This window comes from Bradyrhizobium sp. ORS 375 (assembly GCF_000239775.1).
In the GTDB taxonomy this organism is placed as follows: domain Bacteria; phylum Pseudomonadota; class Alphaproteobacteria; order Rhizobiales; family Xanthobacteraceae; genus Bradyrhizobium.
This window is the reverse complement of record NZ_CAFI01000299.1, coordinates 15,112-31,304: the sequence shown is the minus strand read 5'-3', so window position 1 is coordinate 31,304 and position 16,193 is coordinate 15,112. Positions and strand designations below refer to the sequence as shown.

Genomic DNA, 16,193 nt, shown 5'->3' with positions numbered 1-16,193 from the left:
GGAAGCGAAGGCGCGCGAAAAAATCTCTTATTCTAACAAAGGTTGCATGGTGCCAATCTGGAACGTTCTGTAAGATGCGAGGTGATTTGGAGTAACTGTACCTTTACCGCAACAGAGATAAATATACCCTTAGTTGTACCTGATTTCCCTTTATGTTGTAGGCTGTCCAACGAAAAATTTCTGGAGAATTTGATGCCACGGATTCTGGTGGTGGACGATCAGAAGGACGTACGCGCCATGATCAGCATGGTGCTGCGCGTCAACCAGTTTGAGGTCGTCGAAGCGGGAACCGCCCCGGACGGACTGCGGTTGTTCCGTGACCAGGCGTTCGACGCCGTGATCGCCGATATCTATCTCGATGATTCAAACGGTCTCGATCTGGTCAGTGAGATGCGGCGGCTGGTTCCCGATGTGCCGGTCGTCGCCGTCTCGGGCATGAGTGCGTTCGACGGCGCAGCGATGTCCGACGAGCTGATGCGCGTTGTCTATCTGCAGAAGCCGTTTCGGCCGGCCGAATTGATGCACGCGGTCGAAATGGCCCGTGCAGCGGTCAAAGACCGAGATGCGGCGGCGCTATCGGTCTGCGCGGGCTAGTCGCGCGGAGTTCCCGCTGCAACGCACCCGAAACGGGCGGTGCGCGACGCCGGTTCCCGTTCGGGACATGCTCTCAGTCAAGTGCCCTCTCAGTCAAACGCCCCGGTCCATGACCGGGGCGTTCGCATATCGTGAGATCGCAACGAGCGGAGCTGATCAGGACTTGCCGCCGAGCTCGGCGTAGCCGCCCTTGGCGTCCCACTTGTAGACGACGTAGTCGATCTGCTTGATGTCGCCCTTGGCGTCGAAGCCGAGCTTGCCGAGCACCGTGTCCCACTCGCCGGCCTTGATGGTGTCCATCACCTTCTTGGCGTCGGTGGTGTTGGCCTTCTTGACGGCTTGCGACCAGACCTGGATCGCGGCGTAGGTGTAGAGCGTGTAGCCCTCGGGGTCGATGTTCTTGGCCTTGAACTTGTCGACGATCGCCTTCGCGGTCGGCTTGTTGCGCGGCTCGGGGCCGAAGGTGAACAGCGTGCCTTCCGCGGCCGGACCGGTGATCGAGGCGAACTCCTTGTCGTTCATCGCGTCGCCCGCCATCAGGATGGTCTTGAGGCCCTGGTCGCGCATCTGACGCAGGATCAGGCCGGCTTCCTGATGATAGCCGCCGACATAGACGAGGTCGATGTTCTCACGCTTCAGGCGCGAGACGATCGCGTTGAAGTCCTTGTCGCCCTTGTTGTACGACTCGAACATCTTCTCGGTGACGCCGGCCTTGTTGAGCGCCTTCTTGGTCTCGTCGGCGAGACCCTTGCCGTAGGTGGTCTTGTCATTGAGGATCGCGATGTTCTTGCCCTTGAAGTTCTTCGCGATGTAGTTGGCGGCGACGAGACCCTGCTGATCGTCACGGCCGCAGACGCGCGCCACGTTCCACAGCTTGCGCTCGGTGAACAGCGGGTTGGTCGACGCCGGGGTGATCTGCAGCACGTTGCTGTCGGCATAGGCCTCGGAAGCCGGGATCGACGACGACGAGCAGAAATGGCCTGCGACGAACGGAATGCCGGAGCCGGCGAGCTTCTCGGCGACCGAGCGGGCCTGCTTCGGATCGCAGGCATCGTCACCCACCTGCAGCGCGAGCTTCTTGCCCAGCACGCCGCCGGCAGCATTGAGGTCGGCGATCGCCATCTCGGCGCCGTTCTGCATCTGGCGGCCGAAGGCCGACTCGCCGCCGGTCATCGGGCCGGCCACGGCGATGGTGATGTCTTCGGCACGAGCCGCGGTCGAGAGCGCAAGCGTGGCGCCCAGGGCCAGACCAATGAGTTTGAGTGGTTTCATGAGAAATCCTCGCGGGTAGGTCGACATGGAAATGGCCCGAACGGCGGGCCGCAGACCGCGCGCATTGTGGCTGATTTTCCGCCGAAGTCACCGGCAAATTTCGGACAGACCGACGAAGGGCTAAGGCCAATTCGGCCGGGGGTCTCGGCCGGCCGCCTCAGTGGCGGCCGCCCTCCAGATAGGCCGCGCGGATCTCCGGCCGCTGCAGAAGCTCGGTGCCGGTGCCCGACAGGGTGATCATGCCGTTGACCAGCACATAGCCGCGATGGGCGAGCTTCAGCGCATGATTGGCATTCTGCTCGACGATCAGAACGGTCAGTCCGTCCTGGCGGTTGAGTGTCCGGATCGCGTCAAAAATCTGTCGTGCGATCAGCGGCGCCAGCCCGAGCGAGGGCTCGTCGAGCAGCAAGAGCCGCGGCCGGCTCATCAGCGCGCGGCCGATCGCCAGCATCTGCTGCTCGCCGCCGGACAGCGTGCCGCCGCGCTGGTCGATGCGCTCCTTGAGCCGCGGGAAGAGCGCGAACACGCGCTCCAGCGTATCGGCGCGCTGCGCTTCGGTGGTCTCGCCGGCGTCGGCGCCCATTTGCAGATTTTCCGCGACGCTCATCCGCGGGAAGATGCGGCGGCCCTCGGGCGACTGCGCGATCTTGAGCCGCGCGATCAGGTGCGTCGGCACCTGCGTGATGTCGTTGCCGTCATAGACGATGTGGCCGGAGCTGGCACGCGGCCGGCCGAAGATCGACATCATCAAGGTCGATTTTCCGGCGCCGTTGGCGCCGATCAGCGCGACGATCTCGCCGGCCTTGATGTCGAGGTCGACGCCCTTCAGGGCTTCGATCTTGCCGTAGGACGCGCGCAGGCTACGGATCGCGAGCAGGGACGCACTCAAGCCTCGGCCTCCATCACGGCTGCGGCCTCTTCCTCATCGGTGCCGAGATAGGCCGCGATGACCTTGGGATCGTCGCGGATCTCGCGCGGCGTGCCCTCGGCGATCTTCACGCCATAGTCCATCACGACGACGCGGTCGGAGATTTCCATCACGACGCTCATGTCATGCTCGATCAGGAGGATTGATGTGTCGTGATCGCTGCGGATCGAAAGCAAGAGCTCGCTGAGGGCGCCGCTCTCGCGGGCGTTGAGGCCCGCGGCCGGCTCATCGAGGCAGAGCAGGGCGGGGCCAGTGCACATCGCGCGCGCGATCTCGAGCCGCCGCTGATCGCCATAGGCGAAATTGCCGGCGGCATCGTCGGCGCGGTCGAGCAGCCCGACGCGCTTCAGCCAGAACACGGCATTGTCGATCGCGCTCTGCTCCGCCGAGCGCCACGACGGTACGCCGAGCAGCCCGAGGAAAGTGAGCCCGGACGCCTTCATCAAGGCGTTGTGCTGCGCGACCATCAGGTTCTCCAGCGCCGTCATGCCGGGAAACAGCCGGATGTTCTGGAAGGTCCGCGCGACCTTGGCCTGTTTCGAGATGTTGTAGTCCTTCAGCTTCTGCATCTCGAATTGCGCGCCGTCGTCATGCGTCAGGCGGATCACGCCGGAGGTCGGCTTGTAGAAACCCGTGATGCAGTTGAACACGGTGGTCTTGCCGGCGCCGTTGGGGCCGATCAGCGCGGTAATCTGCTTGCGCTGCGCGGTGAACGACAGCGCGTTGACGGCGATGATGCCGCCGAAGCGCATGGTGAGATTTTCGAGCGCGAGGATCGGAGCGGAGCTCATCCGTGGCCTTCCTTGACGAGGTCCGAAGAGATGCTCTTGGATTTCTCCAGGAACACGGTCGGCGCACGGTGGCCGACGATGCCGCGCGGCCGCCAGATCATGATCAGCACCATGGCGAGCCCGAACACCAGCATGCGGTAGACCTCGAGGCTGCGGAACAGCTCGAAGCCGCCGATCATGGCGAGCGCGGCCAGCGCCACGCCAAGCTGCGACCCCATGCCGCCGAGCACGACGATCGCGAGCACCAGCGCCGATTCCTGGAAGGTGAAGGACTCCGGGCTGATGAAGCCCTGACGCGTGGCGAAGAACGCGCCGGCGAAGCCGCCAAACATCGCTCCCGTAGCGAATGCCGTGAGCTTCGTTGTCGTGATGTTGATGCCGAGGGCGCGGCAGGCGACCTCGTCCTCGCGCAGCGCTTCCCAGGCCCGGCCGATCGGCAGCCGCCGCAGCCGGATGGTGACCCAGTTGGTCAGCAGCGCCAGTGCCAGGATGAGATAGAACAGGAAGACGATGCGGTGCGTCGGCGAGAACGGGATGCCGAGCATCGAGGCAAGGCCGCCTTCACCCGGCGTGAGTGGAATGCCGAACAGGCTCGGGCGCGGAATGCCGGAAATGCCGTTCGGGCCGCCGGTGACGTCCTGCCAGTTGATCAGCACGAGGCGGATGATCTCGCCGAAGGCCAAGGTGACGATGGCGAGGTAGTCGCCGCGCAGCCGCAGCACGGGGAAGCCGAGCAGCACGCCCCAGAACGCGGCGAGGATTCCGGCGAGCGGCAGGCAGATCCAGAACGACAGGCCGAAGGTCGTCGACAGCAATCCGTAGGAGTAGGCGCCCACGGCGTAGAACGCGACGTAGCCGAGGTCGAGCAGGCCGGCGAGGCCGACCACCACGTTGAGGCCCCAGCCCAGCATCACATAGGTGAGCACGAGGATGCCGAGATCGAGAATGTAGCGCTGATTGTAGAAGATCACCGGCACGAGGAAGGTGAAGATCAGCAGCGCCGGCGCAAGATAGCGGCCTGCGACCGACATGCCGTTCTGCACCGACGACGGCACGAAGCTGCCGAGGCCGCCGCGCGGACCGAGCCACATCCTCAGCAGCTCGACAACGATCGAGCCTATGAACACGGCGCCGACCAGGCTCGCGAGCTCGCCGAACCGGGTCCAGTATTCGAGCTGGCCGCTCTGGCCGGCCTCGGTGCGGACGCCGACCATCAGTGAGAACAGGCCGAGCGCGACCAGGGCGCTGAGGACAGCTTTTTTCAGGATGAAGGCGGCTCCGACCGGCTCGGAGCCATTCGAGGAGGCCGGCGAAGAGGCTCGAGGGGACGCGCTCACACGGGCTCCATCGTCAGACTTTTTCGACTTCGGGCCGACCGAGCAGACCGGTCGGCATGAAGATCAGCACCACGATCAGGATCGAGAACGCCGCCACGTCCTTGTACTCCACCGAGAAGTAGGCCGACCAGAACGTCTCGATCAGGCCGATCGCAAGGCCGCCGAGCATCGCGCCCGGAAGAGAGCCGATGCCGCCGAGCACCGCCGCCGTGAACGCCTTGATGCCGGCGACGAAGCCCATGAAGAAATCGACCAGGCCGTAATAGAGCAGGTACATCATGCCGGCGACGGCGGCGAGGGCTGCGCCGATCACGAAGGTCATCGAGATGGTGCGATCGACGTCGACGCCGAGCAGCGCCGCCATGGTCTGGTCCTGCTCGCAGGCGCGCATGTCGCGGCCGAGCCGGGTGCGCGACACCAGCCACGTGAACAGCCCGAGCAGCACGATGGTGGTGATGACCACGACGATCTGGATATTGGAGAGCTGAACCACGAAGCCGCTTTCGCCTTCGTGCAGCGTGTAGCCGCCGGTGATGATCGGGGGCACCGGCTTGACGCGCGCGCCCTGCGACACCTGCGAGAAGTTCGTCAGCACGAACGACATGCCGATCGCCGACAGCATCGGTGCCAGGCGGAAGGAGTGCCGCAACGGCCGATAGGCGACGCGCTCGATGGTCCAGCCGTACAGCGCGGTGATCGCCATCGAGACCAGGAGCACGATCAGCAGAATGACAGGAACTGCGGTGAGGCCGATCGACACCAGCACCAAGAACGAGATCAGCGCGATGAAGCCGCCGATCATAAAGACGTCGCCATGAGCAAAATTGATCATGCCGACGATGCCGTAGACCATGGTGTAGCCGATGGCGATCAGGCCGTAGATGGAGCCGAGGACCAGGCCGTTGATGAGCTGCTGCGCGAAATAATCCATGGACTGCCGTGGCTGGGACTGTCGATACCGGTTCGCAACGCGGTGGGGGCCATCTGCAACGGGCGTCGATCCCTGCAGGATCAGCTGCCCGCAGCCGACGGCGGCGCGTGGCCAGTACTAACAGCTAGGAACCGAGTGCCGCAACAGCGTGCAGTGCCGCAATTGGGGGCTTATCCCGCCTGCTTTGCGGGCGCAGTTCCACTGCCCTTGTTCCGTCGGACGATCGCCATTCGGTGAACGCGAGGGAACAGTGCCCAGGCAACGCGAGCGGCGCTCGCGCATTGGTTGTCATGCCACCGTGACCATGGAGACGCACATGAGCAGCCTGACCGACAAAACCCAGGGCCACCAGAACCCGGGACAGAATCAGCAGGGGCAGACTCAAGGCAAGCCGATCAGCCAGGATCCGGGCCAGCAGGATCCGGGCCAGGACGTGCCCGATCCGAAGCGTCAGCCTGCAGGGCAGGAGCGCAAGACCTGAGCAGCCCGGACGGGGCAGCCTTACCCGGGTGTTCCCGCGAGCGATGTGGCGCCGCGTTAAGGTAAACAAAGGGTTTAAATTGCCCGGTGCATTTGTCGCGCGTTAGCTCGTCTGGAACCTGCCGGACCGGCGGTGGGATGCAAAGGCGGGCGCGACATGATCAAGAACTGCGTGATCAGGAACTGGCGGCTCAGCTGCGTCAATGGCGTGCTGCTGGCGCTGTATTTCGTCCCGGCTTGGACCATCGTCGCGTTCCAGATCATGGTGTCGCCGATCCAGGGATTGTTCGCCCGGCCCAACATCGCCCTGGCGTTGTTCATCAGCGATCACCTGCATCTGTCAGGGATCGACACCGTGCGCGCCGCCTGGCTGCTTGCGCTGGCGCGACTGACGGTCGCAGGCTTCTTCGCGATGTTTCTGGTCTTGATCCTCGTGCCGCGTGTGCGAAAGGTCTCCGGCTATGTCGAAGCGCTCTCGATCGGGCTCGGCCTCGGCAGCTTCCTGACCTTCCTCAGCATGATCCTGGCGGCGAAGGTCGGGGAGACGCAGGCGCTGCGGCTGCATGCCACGGAGCTGCTGATGCTGCTCGGGACAGCCATCATCATGCTGGTGGAGAAGCCGACGTCGTCTCCGACCACCGGATCCTCGGCTGCATCCGTTCCCCCCCTCAGCGTCGAGGGCTCGGCACAGCCGAGCACGTGATCTCCCGTCCGATCAGCGCTGCGTGAGAAAGCCCAGCACCGCGTCGTTGAACGGGCCCGCCGCTTCGACGTTCGAGATGTGCGCCGCATCGACAATCGTCATGTTGGCGCCGGGGATCCGACTGCGAATCGCTTCGGCCATGGCGATCGGCGTCGACTTGTCGTAGCGGCCGGCAACGACCAGCGTCGGGCTCTTGATGCCCGGCAGATCCTCGCGCAGGTCGAGGGCGCGCAGCGCTTCGCAGCAGGCCAGATAGCCTTCGACGGGCGTAGCCACGAGCATGGCCTTCATCCGGTCGGCGATGTCCGGATTGTGATCGCGAAAGTCCTGCGTCAGCCAGCCGGCAATGACGGTGTCGGCGATGCCGGCCAGACCGCCGTCCCGGACCGCCTTGATCCGCGCGTCCCAGATCGTCGGATCTGGGTAGTGGCAGGTGGTGTTGGCGAGCACGACCTTGCCGATCCGTTCGGGGGCATGCGCCGCGAGCCACTGGCCGACCATGCCGCCCATCGACACGCCGCACCAGTGCACCTTGTCGATGTTGAGGTCATCGAGGATGGCCAGCGCATCGCGACCGAATCGCTCGATCGAGTAGGGACCAGGGGGGACCTGCGACTTGCCATGGCCGCGCCGGTCATAGCGGATGACCCGGAACACCTGCGTGAAGGCGCGCATCTGCGGCTCCCACATCTGCAGCGTCGAGCCCAGGGAGTTCGACAGCATCAGGGTCGGCCCGCCGTCACGGCCCTCGACGGTGACATTCAGCAGGCAACCGTCGGCATCGATCATCGGCATGGAGCGAAATCCTCGTCGCAGGCGGCAGGGGACCCGCCGGAGTGAATCGTGCAGATTCGATGGCGAACTAACCATCGGGGGTGCCGTCTGCCAATCAAAACCGACGGCCGGAAGACCCGGAATGCTGCGGTGCTCCAGCGTTTCTGCAACGCTTTGCGGCGCTGCTTGCCCTTCCTTTTGTGCCTTCGGTGCTTTACTTGAATGCCTCTAACCGCGCCAATCCGGGGGAAATGCTCATGGCAATGACGATGACGGGCGAGGTCCAGCTGGCGGCTCCGCGTGAGGCCGTCTGGGCCAAGCTGAACGATCCTGAGGTGCTCAAGGCCTGCATTCCCGGCTGCGAGGAACTGGAGAAGACCGAAGACGGCGGCTTCCGCGCCGTCGCCAAGATGAAGGTCGGGCCGGTCTCCGCGCGCTTCAAGGGCAAGGTCACGCTGAGCGATCTCGATCCGCCGAACGGCTACAAGATCTCCGGTGAAGGCGAGGGCGGGGTGGCCGGCTTCGCCAAGGGCGGCGCGGTCGTCGGATTGGCGGAGAAGGATGGCGGCACGCTGCTGAGCTACAATGTCGACGCGCAGATCGGCGGCAAGCTGGCGCAGCTCGGCCAGCGCCTCATCAACGGCGCCGCGAAAAAGCTCGCCGATGAATTCTTCGCGAACTTCGCCAAGGCCGTTCAAGGCTGACCGCAACCGACCCATGCGCTGTCCGGGGCGAGGTTGCCCGTCGCGGAGAGCGTCAATATGATGGTTTTCGACCGATTTTTGCTGGGCTGCGCTGCAGTGCAACGCTGTGCGCGGAATATAGAGAGTCCTGAATGGCCAAGATTTCCATGATTGTGAACGGTAACCCCGTCACGGCGAACGTCGACCCGCGGACGCTGCTGGTGCAGTTCCTGCGCGAGAATCTGCGCCTCACCGGCACCCATGTCGGCTGCGACACCTCGCAATGCGGCGCCTGCGTCGTGCATCTCGACGGCAAGGCGGTGAAGTCCTGCACGACACTGGCCGTGATGGCCGATGGTCACGAGGTCCGCACGATCGAGGGGCTGGCTGCCGATGGTGCGCCGCTGCATCCGATGCAGGAGGCCTTCCGCGAGCATCATGGTCTGCAGTGCGGCTTCTGCACGCCCGGCATGATCATGACGGCCGTCGACCTCGTCCATCGCAAGGGCCATGAGCTCAGCGAGGAGACGATTCGCGAGGAGCTCGAAGGCAATCTCTGCCGCTGCACCGGCTATCAGAACATCGTGCAGTCCATTGCCGCCGGCGCCAAGGCGATGGCCAAATCGGACCTCGCCTAACAGCCGGACCCCGCCTTAGCTGCCCCCGCCGCGCACAGGACATTCCTTATGTACGAATTCAAATATCACCGGCCGGCCACCGTGCGCCAGGCCGCGAATCTCCTCACCAAGAACGAGGACGCCAAGCTGGTCGCCGGCGGTCATACGCTGGTGCCCGTGATGAAGCAGCGGCTCGCGAGCCCGCCGCATCTGGTCGACCTCTCGCATGTCGAGGGTCTCGACACGATCGAGGTCAAGGGCCGCAACCTCGTGATCGGCGCCATGGCGCGCCACGCCGATGTCGCGAACTCCGCCACGGTCGGCGAGGCGATTCCGGCGCTGGCGCATCTGGCCAGCCTGATCGGCGACCCCGCGGTGCGTCATCGCGGCACCATCGGCGGCTCGATCGCGAACAACGATCCGACCGCCGACTATCCGGCGGCGTGTCTCGCGCTCGGTGCGACCATCGTCACCAACAAGCGCAAGCTCAAGGCCGAGGAGTTCTTCCAGGGCCTGTTCACGACCGCGCTGGAGCCGGACGAGATCATCACCAAGGTGAGCTTCCCGCTGGCGAAGAAGGCTGCCTATGTGAAATTCCGCAACCAGGCCTCGCGCTACGCGCTGGTCGGCGTGTTCGTTGCGCGCCGTCCGTCGGACGTGCGCGTCGCCGTGACCGGCGCCGGCGGCAACGGCGTGTTCCGCGTCACCGCCTTCGAGGAGGCGCTGCAGAAGCGGTTCTCGCCGAAGGTGCTGGAGGGCATCCCGGTCTCGGCCGAGGGCCTCAACAGCGACATTCATGGCAGCGCCGAATATCGTGCTCACCTGATCGGCGTGCTCGCCCGCCGCGCGGTCGATGCCGCCAATGCCGAGGCCAAGGCGTCGTCCGTATCGGAGGGAGCCGCCGAGCCCGAGGCTCCGGCTTCGTGACGTCAGCGTGAAGTCGAAGGAAGCGGTCCCACCCATGAGTGCTCCGGCCCTGCCAGCATCGGTCGACGCGATGCTCGAATTGTTGTCGTCGCGCGGCTATCTGGCCGAGCGGTCGCTGGCGACGGTGACGTATCTGGCGCTGCGCATGGGCCGGCCGCTGTTCCTCGAAGGCGAGGCCGGCGTCGGCAAGACCGAGATCGCCAAGGTGCTGTCGGCCGCGCTCGGCCGCAAGCTGATCCGGCTGCAGTGCTATGAGGGCCTCGACGTTGCGTCCGCCGTCTACGAGTGGAATTCGGCGGGGCAGATGATCGCGATCCGGCTGGCGGAAGCCGGCGGCGAGGTCGACCGCGACCAGCTGTCGTCGGACATCTTCGCCGACCGCTATCTGATCAAGCGCCCGCTGCTGCAGGCGCTCGAGCCGGATGTCGCGGGCGCTCCCGTGCTGCTGATCGACGAGCTGGATCGTGCCGACGAGGCGTTCGAGGCCTATCTGCTCGAGATCCTCTCGGACTTCCAGGTCACGATCCCCGAGTTCGGCACCGTCAAGGCGCCGCATCCGCCGATCGTGATCATCACCTCGAACCGCACCCGCGAGATCCACGACGCGCTCAAGCGCCGTTGCCTGTATCACTGGGTCGACTATCCCTCCGCCGAGCGCGAGCTGGCGATCGTGAAGACCCGGTTGCCCGGCATCTCGCAGCGGCTGTCGCAACAGATTGTGCGCTTCGTCCAGGCGCTGCGCGACCAGGACTTCTACAAGTCGCCGGGCGTTGCCGAGACGCTGGATTGGGCGACGGCGCTGACCGAGCTCGATGCGCGCTCGCTCAATGCCGAGGTGGTCGGCGATACGCTGGGCGCGCTGCTGAAGTATCAGGACGACATCGCCCGCATGCAGGGCGATGCGTTGAACAAGGTGATCAAGGACGCGACCAGCGAGACGTGAGCCTGGGTCGCGCAACAACAAAGGTCGTCATTCCGGGGCGCCCGGAGGGCGAGCCCGGAATCCATACTCACGATCGTGGTTATGGATTCCGGGCCCATGCTTCGCATGTCCCGGAATGACGACCTCGTTTGAGGCGCGTCTGGAATGACGAGGGGATCAAGCCATGCCCACCAGCATCAATCACCTCGCGCCGCCGACCGGCGGCATTGCCGACAACATCGCGGGTTTTGCGCGTGCGCTGCGGGCCGCTGGCCTGCCGGTCGGCCCCGGCGCCGTCATCGACGCCATTACCGCGCTCGAGGCCATCGACATCGGCAAGCGCCCCGACGTCTTCACCACGCTGGAATCGATCTTCGTCAAGCGCCACGAGCACGCGCTGATCTTCGCCCAGGCCTTCGACCTGTTCTTCCGCCCCGCTGAGGAGTGGAAGTCCATGCTCGATTCGGTGCCGCTGCCGGACCACGCCAAGAAGAAGCCGCCGCCGGCCTCACGCCGCGTCCAGGAGGCGATGGCGCAGCCTCAGATGCATGAGGAGCCGAAGGCGCAGGAGCAGGACCTGCGGCTGGCGGTGTCCGACCGGGAGGTGCTGCAGAAGAAGGACTTTGCCCAGATGAGCGCGGCAGAGATCGCCGAGGTCGCGCGCGCCATTGCCAAGATGCGGCTGCCGCAGGCCGAGTTGAAGACCCGCCGCCACACCACAGATCCGCGCGGCCACCGCATCGACATGCGCAAGACGCTGCGTCAGGCGCTGCGCACCGAGGGCGAGATCATCAACTTCCATCGCCTCGGACGCATCGAGAAGCCGGCGCCGATCGTCGCGCTGCTCGACATCTCCGGCTCGATGAGCGAGTACACGCGGCTGTTCCTGCATTTCCTGCACGCCATCACCGATGCGCGGAAGCGCGTGTCGGTGTTCCTGTTCGGCACCCGGCTGACCAACGTCACGCGGGCGTTGCGGCAGCGCGATCCGGACGAGGCGCTGGCGAGCTGCTCGGCCAATGTCGAGGACTGGGCCGGCGGTACGCGGATCGCGACCTCGCTGCAGACCTTCAACAAGCAGTGGGCGCGGCGCGTGCTCGGGCAGGGCGCCATCGTGCTCCTGATCTCGGACGGGCTGGAGCGCGAGGCCGACAGCAAGCTGGCCTTTGAGATGGACCGGCTGCACCGCTCCTGCCGCCGGCTGATCTGGCTGAACCCGCTGCTGCGCTATTCCGGCTTCGAAGCCAAGGCGCAGGGCATCAAAACCATGCTGCCCCACGTTGACGAATTCCGCCCGGTACATAACTTGACCTCGATCGAGACGCTGATCTCGGCGCTATCCGCGCCGCTGCCGCCGCATAGCCGCAGTGCGATCCGGCCCGCCGCCTGATCAGTCCGAAGGAGATTGCCATGCTCAACCGCGACGAAGACATCCTCAAGGCCGCCGAGGACTGGCACAAAGGCGGTCATGGCGTGGCGCTCGCCACCGTGGTCGAGACCTGGGGCTCGGCGCCGCGCCCGGTCGGCTCCAATCTCGTGATCAACGACGAGGGCACGTTCTTGGGCTCGGTGTCCGGTGGCTGTGTCGAAGGCGCCGTCGTCACCGAGGCGCTCGACGTGATCTCCAGCGGCCAGCCGAAAATGCTGGAGTTCGGCGTCGCCGACGAGACCGCCTGGAATGTCGGGCTGTCCTGCGGCGGCACCATCCGGGTGTTCGTCGAGAAGGTGGGCTGAGCGATGCAGCTGTCCACACTGGCCGAGCTCAACGCCGAGCGCGCTGCGCGCCGTCCGGCCATTCTCGTCACCGACGTCGCCTCCGGCGAGCAGCGACTCGTGAAGGCCGCGGCGATCGCCCGCGATCCCCTGAGCGACGAGCTCGCCAAGCATCTGCGCATGGGCAAGAGCGGCATGGTCGAGGCCGCCGGCAAGCGGCTGTTCCTCAACGTTTACGCGCCGACGGCCAAGCTGGTGATCGTCGGCGCCGTCCATATCAGCCAGGCGCTCGCGCCGATCGCCAAGTCGCTCGGCTATGACGTCACGGTCGTTGATCCGCGCACCGCCTTCGCCAGCCCGGAGCGTTTTCCGGATGTGCCGCTGATCGCCGAATGGCCCGACGTGGCGCTGCCGCCGCTCAACGTCGATCACTACACGGCCTTCGTCGCGCTGACGCATGATCCCAAGATCGACGATCCGGCGCTGCTGCATGCCTTCTCGCGGGACTGCTTCTATATCGGCGCGCTCGGCTCGCGGAAGACGCACGCCAAGCGTCACGACCGGCTGCGCGCGCAGGGGGCCAGCGACGCCGACATTGCCCGCATCCATGCGCCGATCGGGCTGGCCATTGGCGCGGTCTCGCCGTCGGAGATCGCGGTCTCGATCATGGCGGAGATCACTGCGACGCTGCGTTTGCCGGCCAAGGAGAAAGAGCAGGCGGCATGAAGTTCGGTCCTGCCAGTCCGGCTGAGGCGATCGGCGGGGTGACCGTGCACACCCTGCGCAAGGGATCCTTGGTGCTCAAGAAGGGCACCTTGATCGGTCCCGCCGAAGTCGACGCGCTGGTCAGGGAGGACGTCAAGGAGATCGTGGTCGTCCGGCTCGAAGCCGGCGACGTCTCGGAGGACGAGGCGGCCGCCGACGTCGCCAAGGTCGTGGCGGGCGAGGGCATTCACGTCGATCGCGCCTTTACCGGTCGCGCCAATCTGTTCGCGGCCCAGCCCGGCGTGCTGGTGATCGACCGTGCCGCGGTTGATCGTATCAACGACGTCGACGAGGCCATCACCTTCGCGACGCTGCCAGCGTTCAAGCCTGTCGTCGAAGGCGAGATGGTCGGCACGGTCAAGCTCATCCCGTTCGGCGTCGAAGGCCGCTTGCGTGATGCTGCGGTCGCGGCGGCGGGCCAGGGCGCGCTGCGTATTGCGCCCTACGTCATCAAGCGCGTCGGCGTGGTGTCGACGCTTCTCCCCGGGCTCGCACCAAAGGTCATCGACAAGACGCTGCGCGTCACCGCCGAGCGGCTGGCGCCGGCGGGCGCCGCCATCATCGCGGAGCGCCGCGTGCCGCATGAGCAGGCCGCGCTGGCCGCGGCGATCAAGGAGCTGCTCGGCCTGGGCGCCGAGTTCGTGATCGTGTTCGGCGCATCCGCCATTGCAGATCGCCGGGACGTGATCCCGGCCGCCATCACCGGCATCGGCGGCACCATCACGCATTTCGGCATGCCCGTCGATCCCGGCAACCTGCTGCTGATCGGCAGCGCGGCGGGTGTGCCGGTGCTGGGGGCGCCCGGCTGCGCCCGCTCGCCGGCCGAGAACGGATTTGATTGGGTGCTGATGCGGCTGCTCGCCGGCATCAAGGTCACCCGTGCCGAGCTGACCGCCATGGGTGTCGGGGGGCTGCTGATGGAGATCGTGACGCGGCCACAGCCGCGCGCCAAGCCCGAGGAGACCGAGGGCGAGCGTAAGGTCGCGGCCATCGTGCTCGCCGCGGGACGCTCGACGCGCATGGGCGGGCCGAACAAGCTGCTCGCGGAGCTCGACGGCAAGAAGCTGGTGCGAACGGTCACGGAGCAGGCGCTGGCGTCGAAGGCCTGCGAGGTCATCGTCGTCACCGGCCATCAAGCCGAGCTGGTCGAGCAGGCGCTGTCCGATCTCCGCGTCCGCTTTGTCCGCAATCCTGATTTTGCCGGTGGCCTCGCCAGCTCGGTGAAATCAGGCATCGCCGCACTGCCGGACGGCGTCGATGGCGCCGTCGTCTGTCTCGGCGACATGCCGATGGTGTCGTCGGATCTGCTCGACCGCCTGATCGGCGCGTTCGCGCCTGATCGCGGTAATTTGATCGTGGTGCCCGTCTCCGAAGGACGCCGCGGCAATCCCGTGCTGTGGTCGCGCCGCTTCTTCGCCGAGCTGATGACGCTCGACGGCGACGTCGGCGCGCGGCACCTGATCGCCAAGCACACCGAGGCTGTTGCCGAGGTGCCGGTCGATGGCGACAGCGCCTTCCTCGACATCGACACGCCACAGGCCCTCGAGGCCGCCCGGCGGGGGTGAAGCTCTGTAGTCGCGTAGCCCGTATGAGCGTAGCGATATGCGGCTTCACCGACACAGCGCGTGAGAACCCGCATGTCGCTTGCGCTCATGCTGGCTACGATCGCTACGATCTCGTTCCTCTCAACCTCTCATTCACCAACTTTCAACGACCCCCGGCTAGATTTGCCGTATTGGGCCTCGGGGGAGGAAACGGTGATTGTCTCGACCGCCGCGCGACGTTTCGCGCTGTTTGCCTTTGGATTGACCGTGCTCGTCGGTGCCGCGCGCGTCGCGACCACGGGCGCCATCAGCCCGGCCCATGCCGCCGGCGCCTTCGCCATCGGGCAGTGCGCCGCCTATGGCCAGGCGTTCGACTATCCGGCCGAGCACCTCGCCAAGGCCGCCGCTCTCAAGCAATGCAAGGGCGAATGCACAGCGGTCACGATGAAGAAGGCCTGTGCCGCATTCGCGGTCGACCTCACCAATCCCTGCGGCCCGCATGGCTACGCCGTGCGGCCCAAGATCTCGGCTTCCCTCAACGAGGCGACGCGCGAATGCTACAAATACGGCGGCAAGGAATGCGTCATTCGCGCCTGGGTCTGCGACGCCAAGGGCTGATCGGCCAATGATCTGAGACGACGCACCGCCAGGTTCCCGCACACGTCCGACTTTCAATCACCGCTTCACGCCCGGAATGGCTCGGCTATTCTGGGCGTCCGCATACATGGCATTGGAAGTGACATGCAATTCGACACCAAGATCGCGCTGATCATCCGCAACGATCTCGAAGCCTGGCAGAAGCTCAACGTGGCGGCATTCCTCGCCAGCGGCATCGCTGCCGCGTTTCCCGAATGCATCGGCGCGCCCTATGAGGATGGCTCGGCAACCTGCTATCACGCGCTGATCGGACAACCGATCCTGATCTACGCTGCACCGGACAACGCAGCGCTGGCGCGCGCCTTGGATCGCGCGCTGACGCGCAACGTCAAGCCGGCGCTCTACACCGAGGACATGTTCAAGACCACGCATGACGAGGCCAATCGTGCGGCGGTGAAGTCGGTCGCGCGTGCGGATCTCAACCTGGTGGGGCTGGCTTTGCGTGCCGAGCGCAAGGTGGTGGACAAGATCGTCGATGGCTTGAAGTTTCATCCATGAGATCGCGCAGCGCGATCGTTGATGTGTCATGAAACCGTTACACGCTGCGCATCAAAG

The 16,193-nt window shown here is 65.5% G+C and carries 19 protein-coding genes; 13 read left to right on the top strand and 6 right to left on the bottom strand.

The genetic code is table 11. The features are described 5' to 3' along the window. Positions 1-192 precede the first annotated feature (192 nt). A complete protein-coding gene (locus BRAO375_RS22270; protein WP_009029699.1) occupies positions 193-594 on the top strand; it encodes a response regulator in 402 nt (133 codons plus the stop codon). Positions 595-750: 156 nt separating this feature from the next. Here the strand turns inward: BRAO375_RS22270 and BRAO375_RS22265 are convergent, their stop codons facing one another. From BRAO375_RS22265 to BRAO375_RS22245, 5 genes are all read right to left on the bottom strand, one after another. Continuing rightward, positions 751-1,866 carry a branched-chain amino acid ABC transporter substrate-binding protein gene (locus BRAO375_RS22265; protein WP_009029698.1) on the bottom strand — a complete coding sequence of 372 codons (1,116 nt, stop codon included), beginning with the start codon at positions 1,864-1,866 and terminating at the stop codon, positions 751-753. Between the two features lie 157 nt (positions 1,867-2,023). Beyond that, a complete protein-coding gene (locus tag BRAO375_RS22260; RefSeq protein WP_009029697.1) occupies positions 2,024-2,755 on the bottom strand; it encodes an ABC transporter ATP-binding protein in 732 nt (243 codons plus the stop codon). After that, positions 2,752-3,585, bottom strand: coding sequence for an ABC transporter ATP-binding protein (locus tag BRAO375_RS22255; protein ID WP_009029696.1), 834 nt, complete (start codon positions 3,583-3,585; stop codon positions 2,752-2,754). The genes BRAO375_RS22260 and BRAO375_RS22255 overlap by 4 nt, the downstream gene beginning before the upstream one ends. Then, positions 3,582-4,922, bottom strand: coding sequence for a high-affinity branched-chain amino acid ABC transporter permease LivM (livM, locus tag BRAO375_RS22250; protein ID WP_009029695.1), 1,341 nt, complete (start codon positions 4,920-4,922; stop codon positions 3,582-3,584). Before livM ends, BRAO375_RS22255 begins: the two co-directional genes overlap by 4 nt. A gap of 13 nt (positions 4,923-4,935) precedes the next feature. Beyond that, positions 4,936-5,853 carry an ABC transporter permease subunit gene (locus BRAO375_RS22245; RefSeq protein ID WP_009029694.1) on the bottom strand — a complete coding sequence of 306 codons (918 nt, stop codon included), beginning with the start codon at positions 5,851-5,853 and terminating at the stop codon, positions 4,936-4,938. Between the two features lie 316 nt (positions 5,854-6,169). On the opposite strand from BRAO375_RS22245, the gene BRAO375_RS38165 reads away from it, so the two are divergent. Both BRAO375_RS38165 and BRAO375_RS22240 read left to right on the top strand, forming a co-directional pair. Next, entirely contained in the window at positions 6,170-6,334 is a 165-nt protein-coding gene (locus BRAO375_RS38165; RefSeq protein ID WP_009029693.1) for a hypothetical protein, read from the top strand. Between the two features lie 156 nt (positions 6,335-6,490). Further along, on the top strand, positions 6,491-7,036 hold the full coding sequence (locus BRAO375_RS22240; protein ID WP_009029692.1) for a hypothetical protein: 546 nt from the start codon (positions 6,491-6,493) through the stop codon (positions 7,034-7,036). A 12-nt stretch (positions 7,037-7,048) separates the two neighbouring features. On the opposite strand, the gene pcaD is transcribed toward BRAO375_RS22240, so the two are convergent. Then, entirely contained in the window at positions 7,049-7,831 is a 783-nt protein-coding gene (gene pcaD / locus BRAO375_RS22235; protein ID WP_009029691.1) for a 3-oxoadipate enol-lactonase, read from the bottom strand. A gap of 236 nt (positions 7,832-8,067) precedes the next feature. On the opposite strand from pcaD, the gene BRAO375_RS22230 reads away from it, so the two are divergent. The 10 genes from BRAO375_RS22230 (at position 8,068) to BRAO375_RS22185 (ending at position 16,136) form a co-directional block, all read left to right on the top strand. Continuing rightward, the gene (locus tag BRAO375_RS22230) at positions 8,068-8,514 is read left to right on the top strand and encodes an SRPBCC family protein (RefSeq protein WP_006612358.1); all 447 of its coding nucleotides are present in this window, start codon (positions 8,068-8,070) and stop codon (positions 8,512-8,514) included. A 131-nt stretch (positions 8,515-8,645) separates the two neighbouring features. Continuing rightward, complete coding sequence (locus BRAO375_RS22225) at positions 8,646-9,131, top strand: (2Fe-2S)-binding protein (RefSeq protein WP_006612357.1); 486 nt, start codon at positions 8,646-8,648, stop codon at positions 9,129-9,131. A 48-nt stretch (positions 9,132-9,179) separates the two neighbouring features. Further along, the gene (locus BRAO375_RS22220) at positions 9,180-10,037 is read left to right on the top strand and encodes an FAD binding domain-containing protein (protein ID WP_009029690.1); all 858 of its coding nucleotides are present in this window, start codon (positions 9,180-9,182) and stop codon (positions 10,035-10,037) included. A 34-nt stretch (positions 10,038-10,071) separates the two neighbouring features. Continuing rightward, positions 10,072-10,980 carry an AAA family ATPase gene (locus BRAO375_RS22215; RefSeq protein ID WP_009029689.1) on the top strand — a complete coding sequence of 303 codons (909 nt, stop codon included), beginning with the start codon at positions 10,072-10,074 and terminating at the stop codon, positions 10,978-10,980. A 163-nt stretch (positions 10,981-11,143) separates the two neighbouring features. Then, positions 11,144-12,349: a vWA domain-containing protein gene (locus tag BRAO375_RS22210; RefSeq protein WP_009029688.1), complete on the top strand. Its 1,206-nt coding sequence runs from the start codon at positions 11,144-11,146 to the stop codon at positions 12,347-12,349. Positions 12,350-12,369: 20 nt separating this feature from the next. Further along, complete coding sequence (locus BRAO375_RS22205; protein ID WP_006612353.1) at positions 12,370-12,693, top strand: XdhC family protein; 324 nt, start codon at positions 12,370-12,372, stop codon at positions 12,691-12,693. A gap of 3 nt (positions 12,694-12,696) precedes the next feature. After that, a complete protein-coding gene (locus tag BRAO375_RS22200) occupies positions 12,697-13,398 on the top strand; it encodes an XdhC family protein (protein ID WP_009029687.1) in 702 nt (233 codons plus the stop codon). Next, positions 13,395-15,002 carry an NTP transferase domain-containing protein gene (locus BRAO375_RS22195; protein WP_009029686.1) on the top strand — a complete coding sequence of 536 codons (1,608 nt, stop codon included), beginning with the start codon at positions 13,395-13,397 and terminating at the stop codon, positions 15,000-15,002. The genes BRAO375_RS22200 and BRAO375_RS22195 overlap by 4 nt, the downstream gene beginning before the upstream one ends. A gap of 192 nt (positions 15,003-15,194) precedes the next feature. Beyond that, positions 15,195-15,599, top strand: a complete 405-nt coding sequence (locus BRAO375_RS22190) for a DUF4189 domain-containing protein (RefSeq protein ID WP_035641638.1) — start codon at positions 15,195-15,197, stop codon at positions 15,597-15,599. 123 nt (positions 15,600-15,722) lie between these two features. After that, positions 15,723-16,136: a DUF2000 family protein gene (locus BRAO375_RS22185; protein WP_009029684.1), complete on the top strand. Its 414-nt coding sequence runs from the start codon at positions 15,723-15,725 to the stop codon at positions 16,134-16,136. The last annotated feature ends 57 nt before the right edge of the window (positions 16,137-16,193 follow it).